Origin of the sequence: Enterobacter mori LMG 25706 (genome assembly GCF_000211415.1) — a bacterium.
GTDB lineage: Bacteria > Pseudomonadota > Gammaproteobacteria > Enterobacterales > Enterobacteriaceae > Enterobacter > Enterobacter mori.
The window spans coordinates 232704-255584 of sequence record NZ_GL890775.1; the positions used below are offsets into that span (position 1 = coordinate 232704).

At 53.4% G+C, this 22881-nt stretch carries 19 protein-coding genes and 1 pseudogene; 11 read left to right on the top strand and 9 right to left on the bottom strand.

What is annotated here, in order from left to right:
• The 7 genes from ENTMO_RS26460 to ENTMO_RS0106175 all read left to right on the top strand — a co-directional run.
• A partial coding sequence (locus ENTMO_RS26460; protein ID WP_010428192.1) for a DNA polymerase III subunit gamma/tau C-terminal domain-containing protein occupies positions 1-595 on the top strand: 595 nt, incomplete at its 5' end.
• A gap of 53 nt (positions 596-648) precedes the next feature.
• Positions 649-981 carry a YbaB/EbfC family nucleoid-associated protein gene (locus ENTMO_RS0106150; RefSeq protein WP_010428194.1) on the top strand — a complete coding sequence of 111 codons (333 nt, stop codon included), beginning with the start codon at positions 649-651 and terminating at the stop codon, positions 979-981.
• Complete coding sequence (gene recR / locus ENTMO_RS0106155) at positions 981-1586, top strand: recombination mediator RecR (protein ID WP_008499298.1); 606 nt, start codon at positions 981-983, stop codon at positions 1584-1586. Before ENTMO_RS0106150 ends, recR begins: the two co-directional genes overlap by 1 nt.
• Positions 1587-1696: 110 nt before the next feature.
• Positions 1697-3571, top strand: coding sequence for a molecular chaperone HtpG (gene htpG, locus ENTMO_RS0106160; protein ID WP_010428198.1), 1875 nt, complete (start codon positions 1697-1699; stop codon positions 3569-3571).
• 218 nt (positions 3572-3789) lie between these two features.
• Positions 3790-4434, top strand: coding sequence for an adenylate kinase (gene adk / locus ENTMO_RS0106165; RefSeq protein ID WP_010428200.1), 645 nt, complete (start codon positions 3790-3792; stop codon positions 4432-4434).
• A 125-nt stretch (positions 4435-4559) separates the two neighbouring features.
• A complete protein-coding gene (hemH, locus tag ENTMO_RS0106170) occupies positions 4560-5522 on the top strand; it encodes a ferrochelatase (protein WP_010428201.1) in 963 nt (320 codons plus the stop codon).
• A 62-nt stretch (positions 5523-5584) separates the two neighbouring features.
• The gene (locus tag ENTMO_RS0106175) at positions 5585-6889 is read left to right on the top strand and encodes an inosine/guanosine kinase (RefSeq protein WP_010428203.1); all 1305 of its coding nucleotides are present in this window, start codon (positions 5585-5587) and stop codon (positions 6887-6889) included.
• A 106-nt stretch (positions 6890-6995) separates the two neighbouring features.
• Here the strand turns inward: ENTMO_RS0106175 and ybaL are convergent, their stop codons facing one another.
• Positions 6996-8672 (bottom strand): YbaL family putative K(+) efflux transporter, encoded by a 1677-nt coding sequence (ybaL, locus tag ENTMO_RS0106180; RefSeq protein WP_010428204.1) that lies wholly within the window; start codon positions 8670-8672, stop codon positions 6996-6998.
• A 232-nt stretch (positions 8673-8904) separates the two neighbouring features.
• The gene (locus ENTMO_RS0106185; protein WP_010428205.1) at positions 8905-10125 is read right to left on the bottom strand and encodes an MFS transporter; all 1221 of its coding nucleotides are present in this window, start codon (positions 10123-10125) and stop codon (positions 8905-8907) included.
• 164 nt (positions 10126-10289) lie between these two features.
• On the opposite strand from ENTMO_RS0106185, the gene ushA reads away from it, so the two are divergent.
• Positions 10290-11942 carry a bifunctional UDP-sugar hydrolase/5'-nucleotidase UshA gene (ushA, locus tag ENTMO_RS0106190; protein WP_010428206.1) on the top strand — a complete coding sequence of 551 codons (1653 nt, stop codon included), beginning with the start codon at positions 10290-10292 and terminating at the stop codon, positions 11940-11942.
• Between the two features lie 120 nt (positions 11943-12062).
• On the opposite strand, the gene ybaK is transcribed toward ushA, so the two are convergent.
• The 5 genes from ybaK to ENTMO_RS0106215 all read right to left on the bottom strand — a co-directional run bounded on the left by ybaK (position 12063) and on the right by ENTMO_RS0106215 (position 17581).
• Complete coding sequence (gene ybaK, locus ENTMO_RS0106195) at positions 12063-12542, bottom strand: Cys-tRNA(Pro)/Cys-tRNA(Cys) deacylase YbaK (RefSeq protein WP_010428207.1); 480 nt, start codon at positions 12540-12542, stop codon at positions 12063-12065.
• 199 nt (positions 12543-12741) lie between these two features.
• Positions 12742-13536 carry a TraB/GumN family protein gene (locus tag ENTMO_RS0106200; protein WP_010428208.1) on the bottom strand — a complete coding sequence of 265 codons (795 nt, stop codon included), beginning with the start codon at positions 13534-13536 and terminating at the stop codon, positions 12742-12744.
• Between the two features lie 49 nt (positions 13537-13585).
• A complete protein-coding gene (gene copA, locus ENTMO_RS0106205; RefSeq protein WP_010428209.1) occupies positions 13586-16084 on the bottom strand; it encodes a copper-exporting P-type ATPase CopA in 2499 nt (832 codons plus the stop codon).
• 275 nt (positions 16085-16359) lie between these two features.
• Positions 16360-17244, bottom strand: a complete 885-nt coding sequence (locus ENTMO_RS0106210) for a type VI secretion system-associated protein TagO (protein ID WP_010428211.1) — start codon at positions 17242-17244, stop codon at positions 16360-16362.
• Positions 17245-17248: 4 nt separating this feature from the next.
• Positions 17249-17581, bottom strand: coding sequence for a hypothetical protein (locus ENTMO_RS0106215; protein WP_010428212.1), 333 nt, complete (start codon positions 17579-17581; stop codon positions 17249-17251).
• Between the two features lie 173 nt (positions 17582-17754).
• Between ENTMO_RS0106215 and ENTMO_RS25105 the strand changes: the two are divergent.
• From ENTMO_RS25105 to cueR, 3 genes and pseudogenes are all read left to right on the top strand, one after another.
• Positions 17755-17989: pseudogene (locus ENTMO_RS25105) on the top strand (phage portal protein); the annotation flags it as partial.
• A 500-nt stretch (positions 17990-18489) separates the two neighbouring features.
• Entirely contained in the window at positions 18490-20262 is a 1773-nt protein-coding gene (locus ENTMO_RS0106225; RefSeq protein WP_010428215.1) for a GmrSD restriction endonuclease domain-containing protein, read from the top strand.
• A gap of 820 nt (positions 20263-21082) precedes the next feature.
• Positions 21083-21493, top strand: a complete 411-nt coding sequence (cueR, locus tag ENTMO_RS0106230) for a Cu(I)-responsive transcriptional regulator (protein ID WP_010428217.1) — start codon at positions 21083-21085, stop codon at positions 21491-21493.
• On the opposite strand, the gene ENTMO_RS0106235 is transcribed toward cueR, so the two are convergent.
• A complete protein-coding gene (locus ENTMO_RS0106235; RefSeq protein WP_010428219.1) occupies positions 21447-21941 on the bottom strand; it encodes an NfeD family protein in 495 nt (164 codons plus the stop codon). The genes cueR and ENTMO_RS0106235 overlap by 47 nt on opposite strands.
• Complete coding sequence (locus ENTMO_RS0106240; RefSeq protein ID WP_010428221.1) at positions 21938-22852, bottom strand: SPFH domain-containing protein; 915 nt, start codon at positions 22850-22852, stop codon at positions 21938-21940. Before ENTMO_RS0106240 ends, ENTMO_RS0106235 begins: the two co-directional genes overlap by 4 nt.
• Positions 22853-22881: the final 29 nt, after the last annotated feature.

Genomic DNA, 22881 nt, shown 5'->3' on the forward strand with positions numbered 1-22881 from the left:
TGAACGACTGGCCTCGGTAACGGAGCGCGTTCAGTCGCGTCCGGCACCGTCCGCGCTCGAGCAGAAAGCCCCGGCAAAAGAAGAGGCTTACCGCTGGAAGGCGACCACCATCACCGAAACGGTGAAGGAAGAGGTCGCCACGCCAAAAGCGCTGAAGAAAGCGCTGGAGCATGAGAAAACCCCGGAGCTTGCCGCGAAGCTCGCCGAAGAGTCAATCGAGCGGGACGCCTGGGCCGCTGAGGTCAGCAAACTGCAGCTGCCGAAGCTGGTGGAGCAGGTCGCGCTCAACGCCTGGAAAGAGCAAGAGGGCAACCAGGTGCGTTTGCATCTGCGTCCTGGCCAGCGACATCTGAATTCCCCTGGTGCGCAAAAGGCGCTGGCGGAGGCGCTCACCGCATTGCAGGGTGCGCCGGTTGAATTGACTATCATTGAAGATGATAATCCCGCAGTGCGAACGCCGTTGGAGTGGCGCCAGGCCATTTATGAAGAGAAGCTCGCGCAGGCGCGCGAGTCAATTATCGCGGATAACAACATTCAGACCCTGCGCCGGTTCTTCGACGCCGATCTGGATGAAGAGAGTATTCGCCCCATTTGATCGTGAGTCTGACTTACGGTTGTAATCCTTAAACGTGAAAGAGAGAGAAGCCTATGTTCGGTGGAAAAGGCGGTCTGGGTGGCCTGATGAAGCAGGCTCAGCAGATGCAGGAAAAAATGCAGAAGATGCAGGAAGAGATCGCTCAGCTGGAAGTCACGGGTGAATCCGGTGCCGGTCTGGTAAAAGTGACCATCAACGGTGCGCACAACTGCCGCCGCGTGGAAATCGACCCAAGCCTGCTCGAAGACGACAAAGATATGCTGGAAGATCTGGTTGCTGCCGCGTTTAACGATGCCGCGCGCCGTATCGACGAAACCCAGAAAGAGAAAATGGCCTCTGTTTCCAGCGGTATGCAACTGCCGCCGGGCTTCAAGATGCCATTCTGATGCAAACCAGTCCGCTGCTCACGCAGTTAATGGAAGCACTGCGCTGCCTGCCGGGCGTTGGCCCGAAGTCGGCGCAGCGCATGGCGTTCACGCTTTTGCAGCGCGACCGCAGCGGCGGGATGCGCCTGGCGCAGGCTCTGACCCGCGCCATGTCAGAAATTGGTCACTGTGCGGATTGCCGCACCTTTACCGAGCAGGACGTGTGTAACATCTGTACGAACCCGCGTCGCCAGGAAAACGGTCAGATTTGCGTGGTGGAGAGTCCGGCGGACATCTACGCCATCGAACAAACCGGGCAGTTTTCTGGTCGCTACTTCGTGCTGATGGGGCATCTCTCCCCGCTGGACGGTATTGGCCCGGATGATATCGGTCTCGACCGCCTTGAACAGCGTCTTGAGTCCGAAACCATCAAAGAGGTGATCCTCGCCACCAACCCCACGGTGGAAGGGGAGGCAACCGCTAACTACATCGCCGAACTGTGCTCGCAGTACGGCGTTGACGCCAGCCGCATCGCCCACGGCGTGCCGGTGGGCGGCGAGCTGGAAATGGTCGACGGCACCACGCTGTCGCACTCTCTGGCCGGGCGTCACAAGATTATTTTCTGACCAAACGGAGGCTGCGCACGTGGCCTCCGCTTGAAATTTTCCTCCCTTATCCCCATCTCTCACTCAACGTTTTACAACCCCATTAAATGGCATTGTTGAGGTCGACTTAGATGAAAGGACAAGAAACCCGTGGTTTCCAGTCAGAAGTAAAACAGCTTCTGCACCTGATGATCCATTCCCTGTATTCCAACAAAGAAATCTTCCTGCGTGAGCTGATTTCCAACGCATCCGATGCGGCGGACAAGCTGCGCTTCCGCGCGCTGTCCAACCCGGACCTGTACGAAGGCGACGGCGAGCTGCGCGTGCGCGTCTCTTTCAATAAAGAGAACCGTACCCTGACCATTGCCGATAACGGCATCGGGATGAACCGCGACGAGGTGATCGACCACCTCGGCACCATTGCCAAATCCGGCACCAAAGCGTTCCTCGAGTCCATGGGCTCTGACCAGGCGAAAGACAGCCAGCTGATCGGCCAGTTCGGCGTGGGCTTCTACTCGGCGTTTATCGTTGCCGACAAAGTCACCGTGCGCACCCGCGCGGCAGGCGAAAGCGCAGAAAATGGTGTGTTCTGGGAATCCAAAGGGGAAGGTGAATACACCGTTGATGACATCACCAAAGCGGATCGCGGCACCGAAATCACCCTCCACCTGCGTGAAGGCGAAGACGATTTCCTGAACGACTGGCGCGTGCGCTCCATCATCAGCAAATATTCCGACCACATCGCGCTGCCGGTTGAGATTGAGAAACAGGAAGAGCAGGACGGTGAAACCGTTGTCTCCTGGGAGAAGATCAACAAGGCGCAGGCGCTGTGGACGCGCAACAAGTCTGAAATTAAAGACGACGAGTACAACGAGTTCTACAAGCACATTGCCCACGACTTTACCGATCCGCTGACCTGGAGCCACAACCGCGTGGAAGGTAAGCAGGAGTACACCAGCCTGCTGTACATTCCGGCGCAGGCGCCGTGGGACATGTGGAACCGCGATCACAAGCACGGCCTGAAGCTCTACGTGCAGCGCGTGTTCATCATGGACGATGCCGAGCAGTTCATGCCGAACTATCTGCGCTTTACGCGCGGGCTGATCGACTCTAACGATCTGCCGCTGAACGTCTCCCGTGAAATTCTGCAGGACAGCACAGTCACCCGCAACCTTCGCAACGCGCTGACCAAACGTACGCTGCAGATGCTGGAAAAACTGGCGAAAGACGACGCGGAAAAATATCAGACCTTCTGGAAACAGTTCGGTCTGGTACTGAAAGAAGGCCCGGCGGAAGACACCGCGAACGTCGAAACGATCGCCAAACTGCTGCGCTTCGCCTCAACGCATACCGACTCCTCCGCACAGACCGTGTCGCTGGAAGAGTACGTCTCCCGCATGAAAGAAGGGCAGGAGAAGATCTACTACATCACCGCCGACAGCTACGCGGCGGCGAAGAGCAGCCCGCACCTGGAGCTGCTGCGCAAGAAAGGCATCGAAGTGCTGCTGCTTTCTGACCGCATCGACGAGTGGATGATGAACTACCTGACCGAGTTCGACGGTAAATCCTTCCAGTCCGTGGCCAAAGCCGACGAGTCCATCGACAAGCTGGCGGATGAAGTGGACGAAAGCGCGAAAGAAGCCGAGAAGGCGCTGGAGCCGTTCGTTGAGCGCGTGAAAACACTGCTGGGCGATCGCGTGAAAGAGGTGCGCTTCACGCACCGTCTGACCGATACTCCGGCGATTGTCACCACCGATGCCGACGAAATGGGCACCCAGATGGCGAAGCTGTTCGCTGCGGCGGGCCAGGCGATGCCGGAAGTGAAATATATCTTTGAGCTTAATCCGGATCACCCGCTGGTGAAACGTGCGGCAGACACCCAGGACGACGCCCGCTTTGCCGAGTGGGTTGAACTGTTGCTGGATCAGTCCCTGCTGGCCGAACGCGGCACGCTGGAAGATCCTAACCTGTTCATTAAACGTGTGAATGCGCTGCTGCTGGCGTAATCTCCCCTCACCACTGCCCTCTCCCCAAAGGGAGAGGGTGAAAGAGTTCCCTCTCCCTGTGGGAGAGGGTTAGGGTGAGGGCACCAGACCGCACTAACCCAAATTATCTCCCCCCATTAACCGTTTCAGCTTCCCCGCCTTCCTTGAGCCACGCCCATTCTGGTGGTATTGTTTAGCGCTTTTGAAAAATTGAAACGACATTTGAGGGGATTTTCGCAATGCGTATTATTCTGCTTGGCGCTCCGGGCGCGGGTAAAGGAACTCAGGCTCAGTTCATCATGGAGAAATACGGTATTCCGCAAATCTCCACCGGTGACATGCTGCGCGCCGCTGTTAAATCTGGCTCCGAGCTGGGTAAACAAGCGAAAGACATCATGGATGCAGGCAAGCTGGTGACCGACGAGCTGGTTATTGCTCTGGTCAAAGAGCGCATTGCTCAGGAAGACTGCCGTAACGGTTTCCTGCTGGACGGCTTCCCACGCACCATTCCTCAGGCTGACGCCATGAAAGAAGCGGGCATCAATGTGGACTACGTTCTGGAGTTCGACGTACCGGACGAGCTGATCGTTGACCGTATCGTTGGCCGTCGCGTACACGCTGCTTCTGGCCGCGTTTACCACATCAAATTCAACCCACCTAAGGTTGAAGGCAAAGACGACGTGACCGGCGAAGAGCTGACCACCCGTAAAGACGATCAGGAAGAGACCGTGCGTAAACGCCTGGTGGAATACCATCAAATGACTGCACCGCTGATCGGCTACTACACCAAAGAAGCGCAGGCGGGTAACACCCAATACGCCAAAGTCGACGGTACCAAAGCCGTGGCTGACGTACGTGCAGAGCTGGAAAAAATCCTCGGCTAATTGCACGTCTCTCACCCGGGTTCTCCGGGTGAGAAAAATTCTCATCTTACCTATTACAGCAATGGGTTTCGTTTAAACGCATTTCCGCTACAATTGACAACCTATCAAATGGTTAAGAGGCGTGAATGAGTCAGGCGAAAACCGGCATCCTGCTTGCCAATCTGGGCACCCCAGAAGCACCCACTCCAGCAGCGGTAAAACGCTATCTGCGACAGTTTTTAAGCGACACGCGCGTCGTGGATACCCCAAGATTGCTGTGGTGGCCCCTGCTGCGTGGCGTTATTCTGCCGATTCGTTCTCCGCGCGTGGCAAAGCTTTATCAGTCTGTCTGGATGGAAGAGGGCTCGCCGCTGATGGTGTACAGCCGCCGTCAGGAGAAAGCACTGGCAGCCCGCCTGCCGGATATGCCCGTCGCGCTCGGCATGAGCTATGGAACACCTTCGCTGGAAAGCGCAGTGGAAAACCTGCTCGCGCAGGGCGTTGACCATATCGTTGTGCTGGCGCTCTATCCACAGTATTCGTGTTCGACGGTAGCTGCCGTCTGGGACGAGCTGGCGCGCATTCTGAAGACGCGTCGTCGCATTCCTGCGGTGACCTTTATTCGTGACTACGCGGATAACGATCTGTACATCAAGGCGCTGGCCAGCAGCGCCCGCGCGTCGTTTGAAAAGCACGGCGAGCCAGATCTGCTGCTGCTTTCCTATCACGGCATTCCGCAGCGTTTCGCCAATGAAGGGGATGATTACCCGCAGCGCTGCCGCGATACCACGCGCGAGCTGGTCTCCGCCCTCGGCCTGCCGCCGGAGAAAGTGATGATGACCTTCCAGTCGCGCTTCGGCCGCGAGCCGTGGCTGACGCCGTACACCGATGAAACCCTCAAAATGCTGGGCGAGAAGGGCGTGAAGCACATTCAGGTGATGTCGCCGGGCTTCTCGGCCGACTGTCTGGAAACGCTGGAGGAGATTGCGGTACAAAACCGGGAATTTTTCCTCGAAGCTGGCGGTGTGAAGTACGAGTACATTCCGGCACTTAACGACTCCCCTGAGCATATCGACATGATGGTCTCGCTGGTGACGAATAGCCGCTGATCGCGCTTGAGGCCGGGTTTGTGCTACCATTCCCGGCTTCTATTCCTTGCACAGTCCAGACCATGAAATTTCCCGGTAAACGTAAATCAAAACACTACTTCCCCGTTAACGCTCGCGATCCGCTCCTGCAGCAAATCCAGCCTGAAAATGAAACCAGCGCTGCATGGGTGGTGGGTATCGATCAGACGCTGGTGGATATTGAAGCCAAAGTGGATGATGCGTTTGTTGCGCGTTACGGTCTGAGCGCCGGGCATTCGCTGGTGATCGAGGACGATGTTGCTGAAGCGTTGTATCAGGAGCTGGTGCGTGAAAATCTGATCACCCATCAGTTTGCCGGTGGCACCATTGGCAACACCATGCACAACTACTCCGTGCTGGCTGATGACCGTTCGGTGCTGCTCGGCGTGATGTGTAGCAATATCGAAACCGGCGGCTACGCCTATCGCTACCTGTGCAACACCTCCAGCCGTACCGACCTGAACTATTTGCAGGGCGTAGACGGCCCGATTGGCCGCTGCTTTACCCTCATTGGTGAGTCCGGCGAGCGTACCTTTGCCATCAGCCCTGGCCACATGAACAAGCTGCGCGCAGAGAGTATTCCTGAAGAGGTTATTGCGGGGGCCTCTGCGCTGGTGCTCACGTCGTATCTGGTGCGCTGCAAGCCGGGAGAGCCGATGCCGGCCGCGACCATGAAGGCGATTGAGTACGCGAAGAAGTACGATGTCCCGGTCGTCCTGACGCTGGGGACCAAATTCGTTATCGCCGACAACCCGGAGTGGTGGCAGGCCTTCCTGAAGGAACACGTTTCGATTCTGGCGATGAACGAAGAAGAGGCCGAAGCGCTGACCGGCGAAAGTGATCCGCTGCTGGCGTCTGACAAAGCGCTGGACTGGGTAGATCTGGTGCTCTGCACCGCCGGACCTGTCGGGCTGTACATGGCGGGCTTCACGGAAGAAGAGAGCAAACGCAAAACCCAGCATCCGCTGCTGCCTGGCGCAATTGCCGAATTCAACCAGTTCGAATTCAGCCGCGGTATGCGCCATAAAGACTGCACCAACCCGCTGCGTATCTACTCCCACATCGCGCCGTACATGGGCGGGCCAGAGAAGATCATGAACACCAACGGCGCGGGCGATGGCGCGCTGGCCGCGCTGCTGCACGACATCACCGCTAACGCTTACCACAAAACCAACGTGCCAAACTCCAGCAAGCATAAGTTTAGCTGGCTGACCTATTCGTCGCTGGCGCAGGTGTGTAAATACGCGAACCGCGTGAGCTATCAGGTGCTGAATCAGCACTCCCCGCGCTTAACGCGTGGCCTGCCGGAACGGGAAGACAGCCTCGAAGAGGCGTATTGGGACAGGTAAAAGAAAACCCCTCACCCTAACCCTCTCCCCATAGGGGAGAGGGAACTTGAACACCCTCTCCCCTATGGGGAGAGGGCTGGGGTGAGGGGACCAGGCCGCACAACACTCAGCCTGTAACAGCCTCTTCAACCGGCGCTTTCTCCAGCAGCGTCAGCATCGTGTTCGCAATCTCGCGCTCGCCCATGACGACCTTATTCGCGCCGCGCTCGGTGATGTATTCCACCTCATCGTCATAATGTGCGCGGGCAATAATCTCGATGGTCGGGCACTTCGCGCGCGCGGACGCGACAATCTCACCTGCCTCGTAGCCGTTCGGAATGGTCAGCAGCAGCCAGCGGGCGCAGTCCAGATGCGCCAGATTCATGATCTCTTCGTTTGCCGCATTGCCCAGCACCGCGCGAATGCCGCGCTCGCGCAGTTCGTCAACGCGTGTGCGTGAGGTTTCAATCACCACCAGCGGAATGCCCTGCGCCATCAGCTTCTCACCGAGCAGGCTGCCCACGCGGCCAAAGCCAACCAGTAGCGCGTGATTGCAGATATCCACCGGGATCTGCTTCTCTTCTTCGATAGCCTCTTCCAGCGTCTGCTCTTCCAGGGTTTCCGTTTTATCGAGGTATTTTTCCAGCAGGGCAAACAGCACCGGGTTCAGCATGATGGAGAGGATCGCCCCCGCCAGCACCAGATTCTGACCGGCCTGCGGGAGGAGATTAAGCGCCATGCCGAGACCGGCCAGAATAAACGCGAACTCACCAATCTGCGCCAGGCTGGCGGCAATGGTCAGCGCCGTACGCGGCGAGTGGCCAAACATCCGCACCAGGAAGAAGGCGGCAACGGACTTACCAAAGATAATGATCGCCAGCGTGCCCAGCACTGCCAGCGGCTGCTGGATCAGAACCAGCGGATCAAAAAGCATCCCGACGGAGACGAAGAACAGCACGGCGAAAGCATCACGCAGCGGCAGCGTGTCGTGCGCCGCGCGGTGGCTTAATTCAGATTCGTTCAGCACCATCCCGGCGAAGAACGCGCCCAGCGCAAACGAGACGTCGAACAGCTCAACGGCACCAAAGGCGATACCCAGCGCCAGAGCGAGTACCGAAAGGGTGAACAGCTCGCGGGAACCTGTCGCCGCAGTGCGGGACATGATCCACGGTACCAGACGGCGGCCCACCAGCATCATGATGGCGATAAAGGCCACAACCTTACCGATGGTGATACTCATATCCAACGCCAGCGAGGCGAAGCCGACGTTGTCTTTTTCCATCATCCCGGCGACGGCGGGCAGCAGCACCAGCGTTAACACCATCACCAGATCTTCAACGATCAGCCAGCCTATTGCGATTTGCCCGCGCTGGCTGTCTATCAGCTGTCTCTCTTCAAGCGCGCGCAGCAGCACCACGGTACTGGCGGTTGAAAGACACAGCCCAAACACGATGCCGGTCATCAGCGACCAGCCCAGTACCGCTGAAAGCGCCATTCCCAGCAGCGTCGCCACACCTATCTGGGCGATCGCTCCCGGTATGGCGATAGACTTTACCGCCATCAGGTCCTTCAGTGAAAAATGCAGACCGACGCCAAACATCAGCAGAATCACGCCTAATTCCGCCAGTTCTGGAGCCAGTTTGGTATCCGCCACGAAACCCGGCGTAAAAGGCCCCGCCAGTACACCCGCTAACAGATAGCCGACAAGAGGAGAAATACGCAGTTTATTGGCAATCATGCCAAGGATAAAAGCGAGCACAAGTCCACCAACAATGGTGGTGATAAGCGGTGTGGCGTGGTGCATTCCGTCTCCTTTCGTGGTGAGTGTTCCATTTTTGGCATAAATACCAAAAGACCAGGTAATAGTTTATGACAATTTTTACCCTTATGTTTATGAATAATTGTTGAAGTTTGAATAAAAGAGCAATAAGCGTGAAAAAAAGCCCTTTTGGACAAGTTTGATGGGGAAGGTGAGAAGAAACCCTTATGGCATAAGGGGGCAAGGTCGCCAGAGTTTAACTTTGGCGACCCCTAAATTACGCTTTATGACGGTTATCAGGCAGGAATATGGTCAATATCCCCAGAAGTGGCAGGAAAGCACAGATTTTGTAGACCAGGAAGATGCTGGTGTGATCTGCAACCATGCCCAACACCGCCGCACCAAGGCCGCCCATGCCGAAGGCAAATCCGAAAAAGAGCCCGGAAACCATACCGATACGCCCCGGTAACAGCTCCTGTGCGTAAACCAGAATGGCCGAGAAGGCAGAGGCCAGAATAAAACCAATAATGACGGTCAAAATCCCCGTCCACTCCAGGCTTGCGTAGGGCAAAATAAGCGTGAAGGGTGCAACACCGAGGATTGAGCCCCAAATCACATATTTACGCCCGATTTTGTCACCTACAGGCCCACCAATCCCCGTTCCTGCTGCCACCGCAAACAAGAAGGCAAACAGGTGAAACTGCGCGTTTTGTACCGATAATCCGAATTTTTGCATCAGATAAAAGGTGTAATAGCTGCTGATGCTCGCCATATAGAAGTATTTCGAGAAAATCAGCACCAGCAGCACGCTTACGGCCAGGATAACCTTGTTACGGGGAAGGGGATTGATAACCTTTGCTACAGGTTTGCCCTTGTTCACGCGATGCTGCGCGGCATACCAGCGGCTGATTTGCGCCAGTACTACAATCGCCAGCAGCGCGGCCAGCACAAACCACGCCACGTTGCCTTTGCCGTATGGGGCGATGATCACCGCGGCCAGCAGTGGGCCGAGGGAACTGCCAAAGTTACCGCCTACCTGGAACAGGGACTGCGCCAGCCCGTGACGACCACCGGAGGCCATACGCGCCACGCGGGAGGATTCCGGATGCAAGACGGACGAGCCTGTGCCCACCAGCGCGGCGGCGATAAGCACCGCTTCAAAGCTGCCCGCCATTGCCAGCAGCACCAGCCCGCTCAAGGTGAAGCACATGCCAATGGGGAGCGACCACGGCATTGGATATTTATCCGTCCAGTAACCGACCACCGGCTGCAGCAGCGAGGAGGCCATCTGGAAGGTGAGGGTGATCATCCCAATCTGTACGAAGGTTAACGAGAACTCGGACTGCAGCAGCGGGTAGATTGCCAGGATCAGCGACTGGATCATGTCGTTGAGCAGGTGCGAGAGACTGATTGCGCCTAAAACTTTAAAGGAAGTGCGCGATTTTGGCGGCGACGCCGGAGCGCCCGGGACGGGCTGGGTTGATTCACTGATTGCCATAAATACCACGTCGATTTGTTATGAGAAATGCAGGGTGTAATTATTATCCGACTAACATACCCGTCCGTGACATTTGAAGAAAGTCGCAATTCTGAAAACTTATTTGTCTATTCTTGTGAGTCACTGTAATTTTTGCGTTTGTCTATTGGTCAGGGAGAGAGATGATGAAGTTAATGAAGCGTGGCGTCGCGCTGGCGTTGATAGCGGCCTGGGGGCTGACAAGCCTGCCCGCGCAGGCATATGAAAAAGACAAAACCTATAAAATTACCATTTTGCATACCAACGATCACCACGGTCATTTCTGGCGCAGTGAATACGGGGAATATGGCCTGTCGGCGCAAAAAACGCTGGTTGACGGTATTCGCAAAGAGGTCGCCGCTGAAGGCGGTAGCGTGCTGCTGCTCTCGGGCGGGGATATCAATACCGGCGTGCCGGAATCTGATTTACAGGATGCCGAGCCTGACTTTCGCGGCATGAATCTGATTGGCTACGACGCGATGGCCGTGGGTAACCATGAATTCGATAACCCGCTGAGCGTGCTGCGCCAGCAGGAGAAGTGGTCTAAATTCCCGTTCCTCTCTGCCAATATTTATCAGAAAAGCACCGGCGAACGCCTGTTTAAACCCTGGGCGCTGTTTAAGCGTCAGGACTTAAAAATTGCGGTCATTGGCCTCACTACCGACGACACGGCCAAAATTGGTAACCCTGAGTTCTTCACTGATATCGAATTCCGTAAACCGGCAGACGAAGCGAAGCTGGTGATTCAGGAATTGCAGCAGAACGAAAAACCGGACGTGATTATCGCCACCACCCACATGGGGCACTACGACAACGGCGCGCACGGCTCCAATGCGCCGGGCGACGTCGAGATGGCGCGCAGCCTGCCTGCGGGCTCGCTGGCAATGATTGTGGGCGGTCACTCACAGGATCCGGTGTGTATGGCGTCCGAGAATAAAAAGCAGGTGGACTACGTGCCGGGCACGCCGTGCGCGCCGGACCGTCAGAACGGTATCTGGATCGTACAGGCGCACGAGTGGGGGAAATACGTGGGTCGTGCAGATTTTGAGTTCCGTAACGGCGAGATGAAGCTGGTCCACTATCAGCTCATTCCGGTCAACCTGAAGAAGAAGGTGACCTATCCGGACGGGAAAAGTGAGCGCGTACTTTACACGCCTGAGATTGCAGAGAACCAGCAGATGCTCTCCCTGCTGACGCCGTTCCAGAACAAAGGCAAGGCGCAGCTGGACGTGAAAATTGGTACGCTCAATGGCCGCCTGGAAGGGGACCGCAGCAAAGTCCGCTTCGTGCAGACCAACATGGGCCATCTGGTGCTGGCGGCGCAAATAGCGCGCACTGGCGCTGACTTTGGCGTAATGAGCGGCGGCGGCATTCGTGATTCCATCGAAGGTGGAAACATCACCTATAAAGACGTGCTGAAGGTACAGCCGTTCGGCAACGTGGTGGTGTATGCGGATATGAGCGGGAAAGAGGTGATTGATTACCTCACTGCCGTGGCGCAGATGAAGCCGGACTCGGGCGCCTACCCGCAGTTTGCTAACGTGAGTTTCGTCGCGAAAGACGGCAAGCTTAACGATCTGAAGATCAAGGGCGAACCGGTTGACCCGGCCAAAACGTACCGTCTGGCAACGTTAAGCTTTAACGCCACGGGTGGCGACGGCTATCCGCATATTGATAATAAACCGGGCTATGTGAATACCGGCTTTATCGACGCGGAAGTGCTGAAGCAGTTCATCGAGCAGAATTCACCGATTGACGTGAATGCGTATGAGCCGAAAGGTGAGGTGAGCTGGCAGTAGTGTTGTGCGGCCTGATGCCCTCACCCCAACCCTCTCCCACCGGGAGAGGGCGCGAACACAAAAAACGGTAACGCCTGTTACCGTTTTGCTTTTACCTCGCAGCGCCACCGGGCAATTTTCTCAATCCCGGCGCGCAATATCCGCAAACTTCGCGTCCAGCATTTTCGCCAGATCGCCCGCGGCCAGTTCGATATCCAGCCCGCGCTTGCCGCCCGAGATATAGATCGTCTCAAATTCCTGCGAAGGTGCATCGATCAGCGTCGGCAGCCGTTTTTTCTGCCCGAGCGGGCTGATCCCGCCCACCAGATAGCCGGTAGTGCGTTGCGCAACCATCGGATCTGCCATATCGACCTTTTTTGCCCCCAGCGCTTTGGCGACCTTTTTCAGATCCAGCTGCCCGGCGACGGGCGTTACCGCCACGGCGAGATGTTTCATATCACCGTTCACCGCGACCAGCAGCGTTTTATAGACCTGGTCAGCGTTCAGCCCCAGCTTGCGCACCACTTCATCACCAAAATTGGTTTCATTCGGATCGTGATCGTAAGTATGGATCCGGAAAGAGATTTTGTTTTTTTCGAGTAATTTAACGGCGGGAGTCATAGCTATCCTTCTTACGACAGACATTTTATGCCAACAGCATACGCCTGACGTTTGTCTAAAAAATAGCACCATCTTGCGCAATAGTATTGGCAGTGATGGTCACTTTGAGCGACAATCGGCTCAGCCGAAGGTCTCCTTCGGTATAATAAAAACGATGAAATTCCTCTTTGACGGGCCAATAGAAATATTGGCCATTTTTTTATTTCAGCAGCGACGGCAGATTCCCTTCCCCATACAAATGCAGCGCGCCGACCGCGACGACATACCGCCCGGCAGGCAGGGCATGCAGCGTTTCTCGCCACGCCTGATTACGCGCGTTCATCAGCACATCATACAGCGATTCACTGAACGTAGACGGCAGCACAAGCTTACTGTCCGTCGGCGGAGCATCCAGCCACCAGCCAATCATGGTTTGCAGCAGACGGGCATTGGTGTGCCAATGGGTTAGGGTGTCGTCCAGCAGGATCAGACCGTCATCGGGAAGCTGCCGCAGCAGACCGATCTGGCTGTCCGTGCCTTCCAGTTCAATGATCGGGAGATTGCGCGCTCTTGCCGTATTCAGCAGCTGATAATCAATGCCGTAATCACCGCGCAAGCCCAGACGCTGTGCCTGCGTCGCCTGCAACACCATGGCAATTTGCCAGAGCGGAAGGGTGTCCAGCATGGCGAGCGATACACCGGTTTCATCCGCGAGCCGCGTCAGTTCGGTAAGCTGGGCTTCGCTGAGACGCTCCGCAAGAGGACGATCGCTCTCCAGACCCGCAAAGGGGGATTCATGGCCCGAAATATCCGCCTCGACGACCAGCGCGTCGGCATTCTTCAGCAGTTTTATCAGGCCAGCGGGCAGCGGGGACATATCCTGCGTGCCCATATGGATGCTTCCTACAAGGTGCAGGTGTTGCCCGCCCGGAAGTGAGATATCCATACCGGGCCAGGCATAACGTCGTGGAAAGAGGGCGCGAAACGATGCTTTTATACGATTAAACAGACTCATACGCGCTCCATGACCGAAAGGATCATGCTAGCGCGTACGAGAACAAGGTTCAATCTTTCGGTTTAAACCGCAGGAGACGGTTGGCGTTGCTCACCACGGTAATGGAGGAGAGCGCCATTGCCGCCCCGGCAACCACCGGGTTCAGCAGCGCGCCCGTCAGCGGCCATAAAATCCCGGCGGCAATCGGAATGCCGAAGACGTTATAAATAAATGCCCCGAGCAGGTTCTGCTTCATGTTGCGCAACGTGGCCTTCGAAATCGCCAGCGCATCCGCAACGCCCATCAGGCTGTGGCGCATCAGGGTAATGGCCGCCGTTTCAATCGCGACATCGCTCCCGCCGCCCATGGCAATACCCACTTCTGCCTGCGCCAGCGCCGGTGCGTCGTTAATACCGTCTCCGATCATGGCCACCTGACGGCCCTGACTTTGCAGGTTCTTGATGGCATCCGCTTTGCCATCCGGCAGTACGCCCGCAATGACGTCATCAATACCCGCCTCTTTGGCGATGGCGTTGGCCGTTGTTGGGTTATCCCCGGTCAGCATCACCAGACGATAGCCCGCACGATGCAGACGTTTTAATGCATCCACGCTGTCCTGGCGCAGGGGATCGCGCACCGACAACATGGCGACGGCTTTACCGTCTACAGCGAGCAGTACGGGCGTTGCGCCCTGTGATGCCTGAGCAATCAGTTCGCCTTCCAGCGATGTAGTATCAATTCCGTTTTCATTGAGCAGCTCCTGATTCCCCAGCAGCAGCGTGTGGCCGTCGGCTTCGCCGCTCACCCCGAGCCCGCGCAGGGTGCGGAAGTTACTGACCTGCGGCAGGGTAGCGTCACTGGCTTTATCGAGAATGGCGCGGGCCAGCGGGTGGCTGGACCCTTGCTCCAGCGCGGCGGCGAGACGCAGCGCGTCAGCCTCTGAGAAGCCAAGAGTATGCACCGCCACGACCTGCGGTTTCCCTTCGGTCAGCGTACCGGTTTTGTCAAAGACCAGCGTGTCCAGGGTGCTTGCACGCTGCAGGGCATCGGCATCACGCACCAGCACGCCAAACTCGGCGGCACGTCCGACGCCGGAGATGATCGACATCGGCGTCGCCAGGCCAAGGGCACACGGACAGGCGATGATCAGCACCGTGGTGGCAATCACCAGGGTATAGACGATTTGCGGTGCTGGCCCAAAGAAATACCAGATTGCCGCGCTCAGCAGGGCAATACAGACCACCACCGGAACAAAAACGGCGGAGATTTTATCGGCAAGTTTGCCGATTTCGGGCTTACTGCTCTGTGCCTGGCGCACCATGCGGATAATACGCGACAGCGTGGTGTGGCTGCCGACCGCGCTGGCGCGGAACAGCACGCTGCCGTCCTGGACGACCGTGCCTGCGTGCACGTTATCGTCCTGGGATTTTTGCTGCGGGATCGGTTCCCCGGTCAGCATGGCTTCATCGAACCAGGCTTCGCCCTGGAGAATTGCGCCGTCAACCGGAACGCGATCGCCCGTCGTCAGGCGCAGCGTCATGCCGGGCTGCACGTCAGCCAGCGGGACGCTTTTTTCACCCTCGTCGGTCACCACGCGTGCCGTCGGCGGGGTTAAATCAAGCAATCTTTCCAGCGCCTTCGAGGAGCGCTGACGGGCGCGGGCTTCGAGCATGTGGCCTAAGTTAATCAGGCCGATAATCATCGCGCTCGCTTCATAATAGAGATGCCGCGCTTCCATCGGGAACCACTGCGGCCAGACGTTCACGCTCATGGAATAGAGCCACGCTGCGCCGGTCCCGAGCGCTACCAGCGTATCCATCGTCGCGGTGCGGTTTTTCAGGCTCTTCCAGGCGCTGGTATAGAAATGTCCGCCTGCAAAGACCATCACGGCGAGCGTGATCGCACCAATCCCCAACCACAGCGTGCGGTTGTCGTCAGTGACCATCATGTTGTCACCGATCATGCCCCACACCATCACCGGGATACCCACCAGCAGCGCAACGATGGCCTGCCAGCGGAAGCGTTTCATGGTGGCGACAGCCGTTTCCTGCTGGCGCTCGCGGCGTTTGATGTCATCTTCAATCGCTTCCGCGCCGTAGCCCGCTTTCTCTACGGCCTGGACTAAATCTGCGGCGGAGGCGCTGCCCATCACCAGCGCAGTGCGCTCCGCGAGGTTTACCCGTGCCTGTGCGACGCCCGGTACGGCCTGCAATGCATTTTGTACCCGGGAGACGCAGCTGGCGCAGCTCATGCCGTTGATCAGCAGCTGTTGGCTGTCATCAATATCATCCGCTACCGGAAGCTCAGGAGTGGCCGCTGTCAGTGCTTCCGACGGGGATGATGACTCTGCCAGCGGTTTAGCCTTTGGGTGGCTTAACTCCGCCCCGTAACCGGCCTGCTTGATGGTATCGATCAGCGCATCCGCGCTGGCGCTGCCGATCACGGCGGCATGATCGATAGTCACGTCAGCGCTTTCAACGTCAGGACGCTGTTCCAGGCTTTCTTTAACGCGTTTGACACAGTGGCCGCAGGAGAGGCCGTCCAGTGTCAGGTCGATAGTGTGAGACATAACAAAACTCCCGTATAATGTTCTGGTCAATTGTTGACCTTCACTCTGCTTTTCGCTAACTGTTATGAAGGTTAAACCTTCCATCAAGGGGAAGGTCAAGAATTTAAATTGCTGATTGAAAGGGATTTTTAAAATCAGCGTCCACATAGCGTCCACACTTCGACAAAAGTGTCCACATTACAATGACAAAGCCCCGCTTATTGAGCGGGGCTTTTTTCATAACAAGTTACTCTTCATCGTCTGAAGGTAGCTCTGTTTAATGACATAAACTTCGTTTACTTCCAACCACAAGCTTTTTGAAGCGGTTTCATTGCATCTGAAAGGCCCTTCAGATCGAAGGTTGCACTCACAGGGGCTTCATTGTATGGGGTGATTCTGGTGAACATTTTGTCTGCTTTGGCTAGAGATTTAATGAAATCAATGTCACTACCCTTGTAAAAAACCGCTTTGGTATCAGTTGAGATAGACCATTCTTTTTCAACTGCTTTCTGCTTATCCAAGCGGTAGAGCATGCTCGTTTGCTCAAGGCCCAGGTACACATCCCAGTTAATGAATACCTCCGTTTTCTTTTCGCGGCAGGCTACATACATTGTTGGAATCACACTTTCTCCAAAAGGTGTTCGAATGTAATCATTACTGTTAAGTGAGAGGATTATGTTTTTTGAGTCGTCTACCGGCGAGGTGCTAATTGATGTTTGCCACTTGCCAGGGTTAGAAACAGAATTTTCTACAGCTTCAGTTTCTGCGGATGTAGTTTGCGGGAATAACTTGTCGAAACATGCCAGCCTTTTAGTGCCATTAATTTCACTTTGGCACTCTAACAACTTAGCTCGGTCAGGTTGCTGATAATCAGTTTTTGCTGACGTGTTTATCGTGCTTGTTGCAGCTTTAAACGTTGGTGAGAAGAAGCGATCGTAACAAGATAGTCGTTTATCGTTATCTTTCTCCTCAGGGCATTGATCTCTACTCTCGAATTTATCAGCATTTTGTGTTCGTGATGGCGGTATTGATTTGTCGTAACAAGAAAGTCGTTCAGCATTATTTTCCATAGCCCGACATTCAAGGACTGCATTGAAGTTTTTATGTTCACTTCCTGCGTATACAGACGCTGCATTGAGTGCCATAAATGATGCTATTGCATTTAAAAACAGCTTTTTCATTTAATCATCCCTTTGGTCTTGTGAGGAATACAAGGATACCGATGATTATGTCGCCTATAACCCAGACACTAGCGATTGCCATTAAACCTAGACCGGTACCAATTGCAGCCCCAGCTCTTTCTGCATCGGAAGTTGCGTGATTTATTACTTCACCACTACCACCTAATCCTGCGAAGAGGCAGTAGATCATAAATAAGTTGAACAGTATAAAAGCCCACTTGATGACTTTTCCAAAAAGTGAACGCCGTGGCTTTTTAAGTTGCTTCCCACATGACGGGCAGCGTAATGCTGTATCACTTACATCCTTAAGACACTCTGGACAGCTAACCAATGCCATAAACAAATCTCCTTAAATGAAAATCTTATCTTTTTGTTACAAATCATTGGGATTTTATCGGATTTGGACGCATTGACAAGTGAAAAGCCCCGTTACACTGCGGGGTTTTTGTTTAGATAATCAGGTTGAGTTGATTATTTCCATAGTGCGAGGCGGGAAAGGCATCGCGCGGGATATCGGCAAAGGATGAATTTCTTAACATCAAATCTGTAACGCGGAACGCATTACTCCGCAGCTGATGGCGCAATGCCGGAAGGCAACGGATCGCTCGGTGATGTTGAGAAGGCCGCGGGAGTCTTTGCTATCAACGAAATGTTGCCCGTGATGGAAGTAATGAAGGGCGTTAATGACTGGCTCGGTCAGAAAGTGATCCGCTTCAATCCCTACGCTCTGCTCAAAGACGAGTGACCAGCCCTACCTGTCGCACATCCTGCGACGGTTTTTTTCGGTAATTTTCAATCACTGTATGACCGACCATAAATTGAACACCGTTCGGCACGAAATTTAACGCCCCTCACTCAGGACGCATGAGCGCCACTCTGGCAGTCGCAAACTGCAATTGACCCGGGTGCGGTACACCTAGAAGCGAGAAAGTGCGCGAAGAAGTCAGGAAAGGCCAAAGCATGCCATTTAAAGGCATACCCTCCCTTCCCCCTTTCGCGTGGGCTGTTCCCCGTCACCTGCGCGAGACAAACATGCGTGTTTTTTTGCATCTGCAGATTCACCGCTAGATAGCGTAGATACTGTCGCTATAGGCTCAAAAGGCGACCAATTTTAGTGTGCATTTTTGCGCACAATTGTGCAGCTGGAAGTTTGTACATCAGATTGACTTCACATACAAATTCAATGACTATTGATACAAATACGCGCCCTATCTGTTTCTTTACTAAATATTCGAGACACATCAAATGGCTAATGAAAACTTAGATATTGACTCCAAGACAGCAGAAGAATTATATGAATGGTATTTAGAAGATAAATTAATTATAAATCGAAGATATCAAAGAAAATTAGTATGGTCCCTTAACGAGAAAACTGCATTGATCTCATCAATGACTCAGCAGTATCCTATCCCTTTGCTATTATTCGTTTCCATTGACAACAAAAGAGAAATTCTTGATGGTATGCAAAGACTAGAAGCTTTAATGAGTTTTATTGAACAGCGGTTCTCGTTAAATGGAAAATACTTTGATTTAGATGCCATTGCATTAACAAAACAACTAAAAGATAGTGGTAAACTTCAACAAAAAGAACCAGTGTTATCTCGTGAAAGCTCCGCATTAATTGCTCGCTATAGATTTGCCATATCGGAATACTCTTCAACTGAGGATCATATTGACGAAGTATTTCGCCGTATAAATTCAAATGGTAAGATTTTATCAAAACAAGAACTACGGAGCGCGGGTTGCGTAAGTAATTTTTCAGAATTAGTGAGGAAAATATCGACCATTATAAGAGGTGATACTACTCATAGCGATATAATGGGGCTTAATAAAATACACAACATATCTATTTGCAATGACGGACTCGATTATGGAATAAACATTGATAACCATTTCTATATTAGAAATCATATTATTAGTAGACCTAGCATCAGGGATTCTGACGACGAAGAGTTAGTTGCAAACATCTTGGGTTATATTTTCTTAGACGACAAACCGACATCGGGATCATCATCACTTGATACATTTTACGGTGAAGGCTCGACGACCCATGCAATACATACGCGAACCCAATTAGAGAATTACATTCAGACAAATAGTGCGGAGAAAATTATAAATAATTACCTCATCGTATATGAGATGATTCAAAAGCTATTTGATGATAACGATTTGAATTTCAGAACACATATTCTAGGCAATACGTCTTCATCTCAAGAATGCCCACGTTACTATCAAGCGGTTTTTCTTGCTTTGTATGAATTAGTAATAAATGAAAACATGCAACTTGATGATGAACAGAAATTTATCGCACAACTCGGGGACAGTGTACAACGTTCAATGGTACAAACCGAAGGTGGTCGCTGGGCAGCTAGCGCTCGTCAGAAAAGTGTCGAAGACTTATGCGCTTTAATTAAACGATATTTTAAAGAGTCAGAACGTAAATTTATCAATCATGCATGGCAAACGCTGATAAGAACCCTACTTAATAATTCAAGAACAGAACAGCCAAATTATGATTTTAAACAGGGTTTATTCATCCTTTCAGGCGAAAACAAAATAGACGAAGATTGTTTCATTAATATTGTTCAAACGGCTGTAGCAATAAATAATATCGGTAGGGAAGCAAATGGTTATATCTTGGTGGGCATTTCCGACACCAAGGCTACGGCAGAAAGAGTTAAGAAATTATATGGTGTAACACCTATTGAGTGTAATGGCTACTTCATCAATGGAATTGATCATGAAGCCGTAATTCATTCAAAAAACATAGATAATTACTTCCTGTTCATAAAACAAAAAATCGAATCATTCAAATTTAGTGATGCATTAAAGCAGCAAGTATTGAAAGATATTTCATTATGTTCATACGAAGGGTTGCATGTTTTGAAAATCGAAATAAAAAGTGTTGGAGAAGTCTGTCACTTTGAAAATAGTTATTATACAAGACAAGGATCAGCCACGCATTTAATTACTGAAGGTGAAGCAATCAGCAATTTGCATAGGTCATACTACTCATAATCACCTAGGCACTATGAAGGTATTACATGCCTTCATAGTGCATTTTTTCAAAACGTCAATTATTTCTTCCTTGCATTTCATCGCTATCTTCTTCTAATGCTTTAGCACAAGTATTATTTCTGGAGTTGAAATACTTTTGCTCTGCTGCTTCAACATAATGCATTATGTTCAGGGTAATCACTAAACACATCAACTACTGGCCATACGGCTTGTATAACCTCAGTTTTAGGAGCACTGTCTTTTGGTTCTTCACGTGGACGTATATACTGACTTTGCGAATCACGTTCTTCTTAAGACGACTCGTGATAATAAAGCCAGTTTTGATAGTCAGCTTCTAGCTCATAATCATCAAAGTCCTTACCCACGCCAACCCCCACTTATGAGCGCAATCCTTAGTCTTTCAAGGAGCGCGTCTTTCTCCCGTTTCCTTTGCGCTTTTACTCTATGCTTAACTTCATCGCGGCACTGTTCGAGTACTTCTGCCCTTCAGCTTCGCTGTACAATCCAGGCAAAGCTTTTCATCATCATAGGTTACATCATATTGATTTAACTCTGCATAACAATCTCTTATCTTACAGGACATTGCTTTAGTCTTTTCCACAAAATACCATGGTTTACGCACACTTCGCACCAGACTATTTGCTGGACGCTGTGAGCTATAATCCTCTCAGTGGAATGTCCACATTGTGTCCACTCTCTGGAGGCAATGAGGGGGTTTTAAAGGCAAGTAAAGTCTTTAAAAAATATTGATTCGGCGCAGCACCTTACAGGGCTGCGTCTTTCAGAATCCCACCATCAAGGGTAAGGTCAAGGGGGAAATGTGAATATCAGTGACGTTGCGAAAAAAACCGGCTTAACCAGCAAAGCGATTCGCTTTTACGAAGAGAAAGGGCTGGTCACGCCGCCGCTGCGCAGTGAAAACGGCTACCGCAGCTACACGCAGCTGCATCTTGATGAACTGACGCTGCTGCGCCAGGCGAGACAGGTGGGGTTTAATCTGGAAGAGTGCGGCGAGCTGGTTAACCTGTTTAACGATCCGAAGCGCCACAGCGCCGATGTGAAAAAGCGCACGCTGGAAAAAGTGGCGGAGATTGAACGCCACATTGTAGAACTGCAGGCGATGCGCGAACAGCTTCTGGGGCTGGCGGACTCATGCCCGGGCGATGACAGCGCCGATTGCCCGATTATCGACAACCTTGCTGGCTGCTGTCACCGTAAGGCGCATGCTTAACAGGCTTCACCCGCAGGGTAATGCCTTCCACCGCAATGACCTCGACCTGGGTACCGGCGCTGAGGTCATCGTCGGCCACCACCGGCCACGAGCTGTCGCCCACCCGCATGTGCCCACGTCCGTTCACCAGTGCGCTGTCGAGCGTAAAACGCTTGCCGACAATCTGCTGCCCGCGCTGATTAAGGTGGGCGTCTGCCGGTTTCTGATCTTTCACCTGTCGGTTCAGCCAGCGCCACCACAGCCACGCGGCCACCAGCGTGAGCACTGCAAACAGTGCACCCTGCCACTCCCAGCCGACAGGCAGCAGCCAGACGACCAGCCCGGTAATGACTGCGGCAACGCCGCTCCAGAGCAGGTAGCCGTTGCCGCCCAGCATCTCCGCCGCCAGCAGTAAGCCACCGAGGCTTAGCCAGAAAGCATGAGGATGTGCAACGATCAGCTCAATCATTTTTTACGCTCGTTTCCACTGTCTTTGATCAGCTCGGCAATACCGGCAATCGACCCCATCAGGCTGCTGGCATCCAGCGGCATCATCACCACTTTACTGTTGTTCGCAGAGCCGATCTCTTTCAGCGCATCGGTATATTTTTGCGCGACGAAGTAGTTCACGGCCTGGATATCACCGGCGGCAATCGCCTCGGACACCATCTGCGTCGCACGGGCTTCCGCTTCTGCCGAACGTTCGCGCGCTTCCGCCTGTAAAAATGCAGACTGACGGTCGCCCTCGGCTTTCAGGATCTGCGACTGTTTTTCCCCTTCCGCTTTCAGGATCTCGGCCTGACGCACCCCTTCGGCTTCCAGAATGTAGGCTCGCTTGGTTCGTTCGGCTTTCATCTGGGCGTTCATGGAGGCGATCAGTTCAGCCGGTGGGCGCCCGTCGCGGATCTCAATACGGGTGACTTTGATCCCCCACGGATTCGTCGCTTCATCGACAATGTGCAGCAGGCGGGTATTGATGCTGTCGCGCTGGGAGAGCATTTCGTCCAGCTCCATGGAGCCGAGCACGGTACGGATGTTGGTCATCGTCAGGTTGACGATCGCCAGCTCCAGGTTGCTCACTTCATAGGCTGCTTTAGGCGCATCAATCACCTGAATAAAGCAGACGGCATCAATAGTGACGTTGGCGTTGTCTTTAGAGATGATCTCCTGAGAAGGAATATCCAGCACCTGCTCCATCATGTTGATCTTACGACCAATGCGGTCCATGAAGGGGACAATCAGGCTCAGGCCCGGCTGCAGCGTGTTGGTATAGCGGCCGAAGCGCTCTACGGTCCACTGATAACCCTGAGGAACAATTTTGACGCCTGCGCCCACAATGACCAGCGCAACAAAAATAAGGACGGGAACAACGATGAGCATAAAACCTCCTGTTTTGAATGCTGTGATGA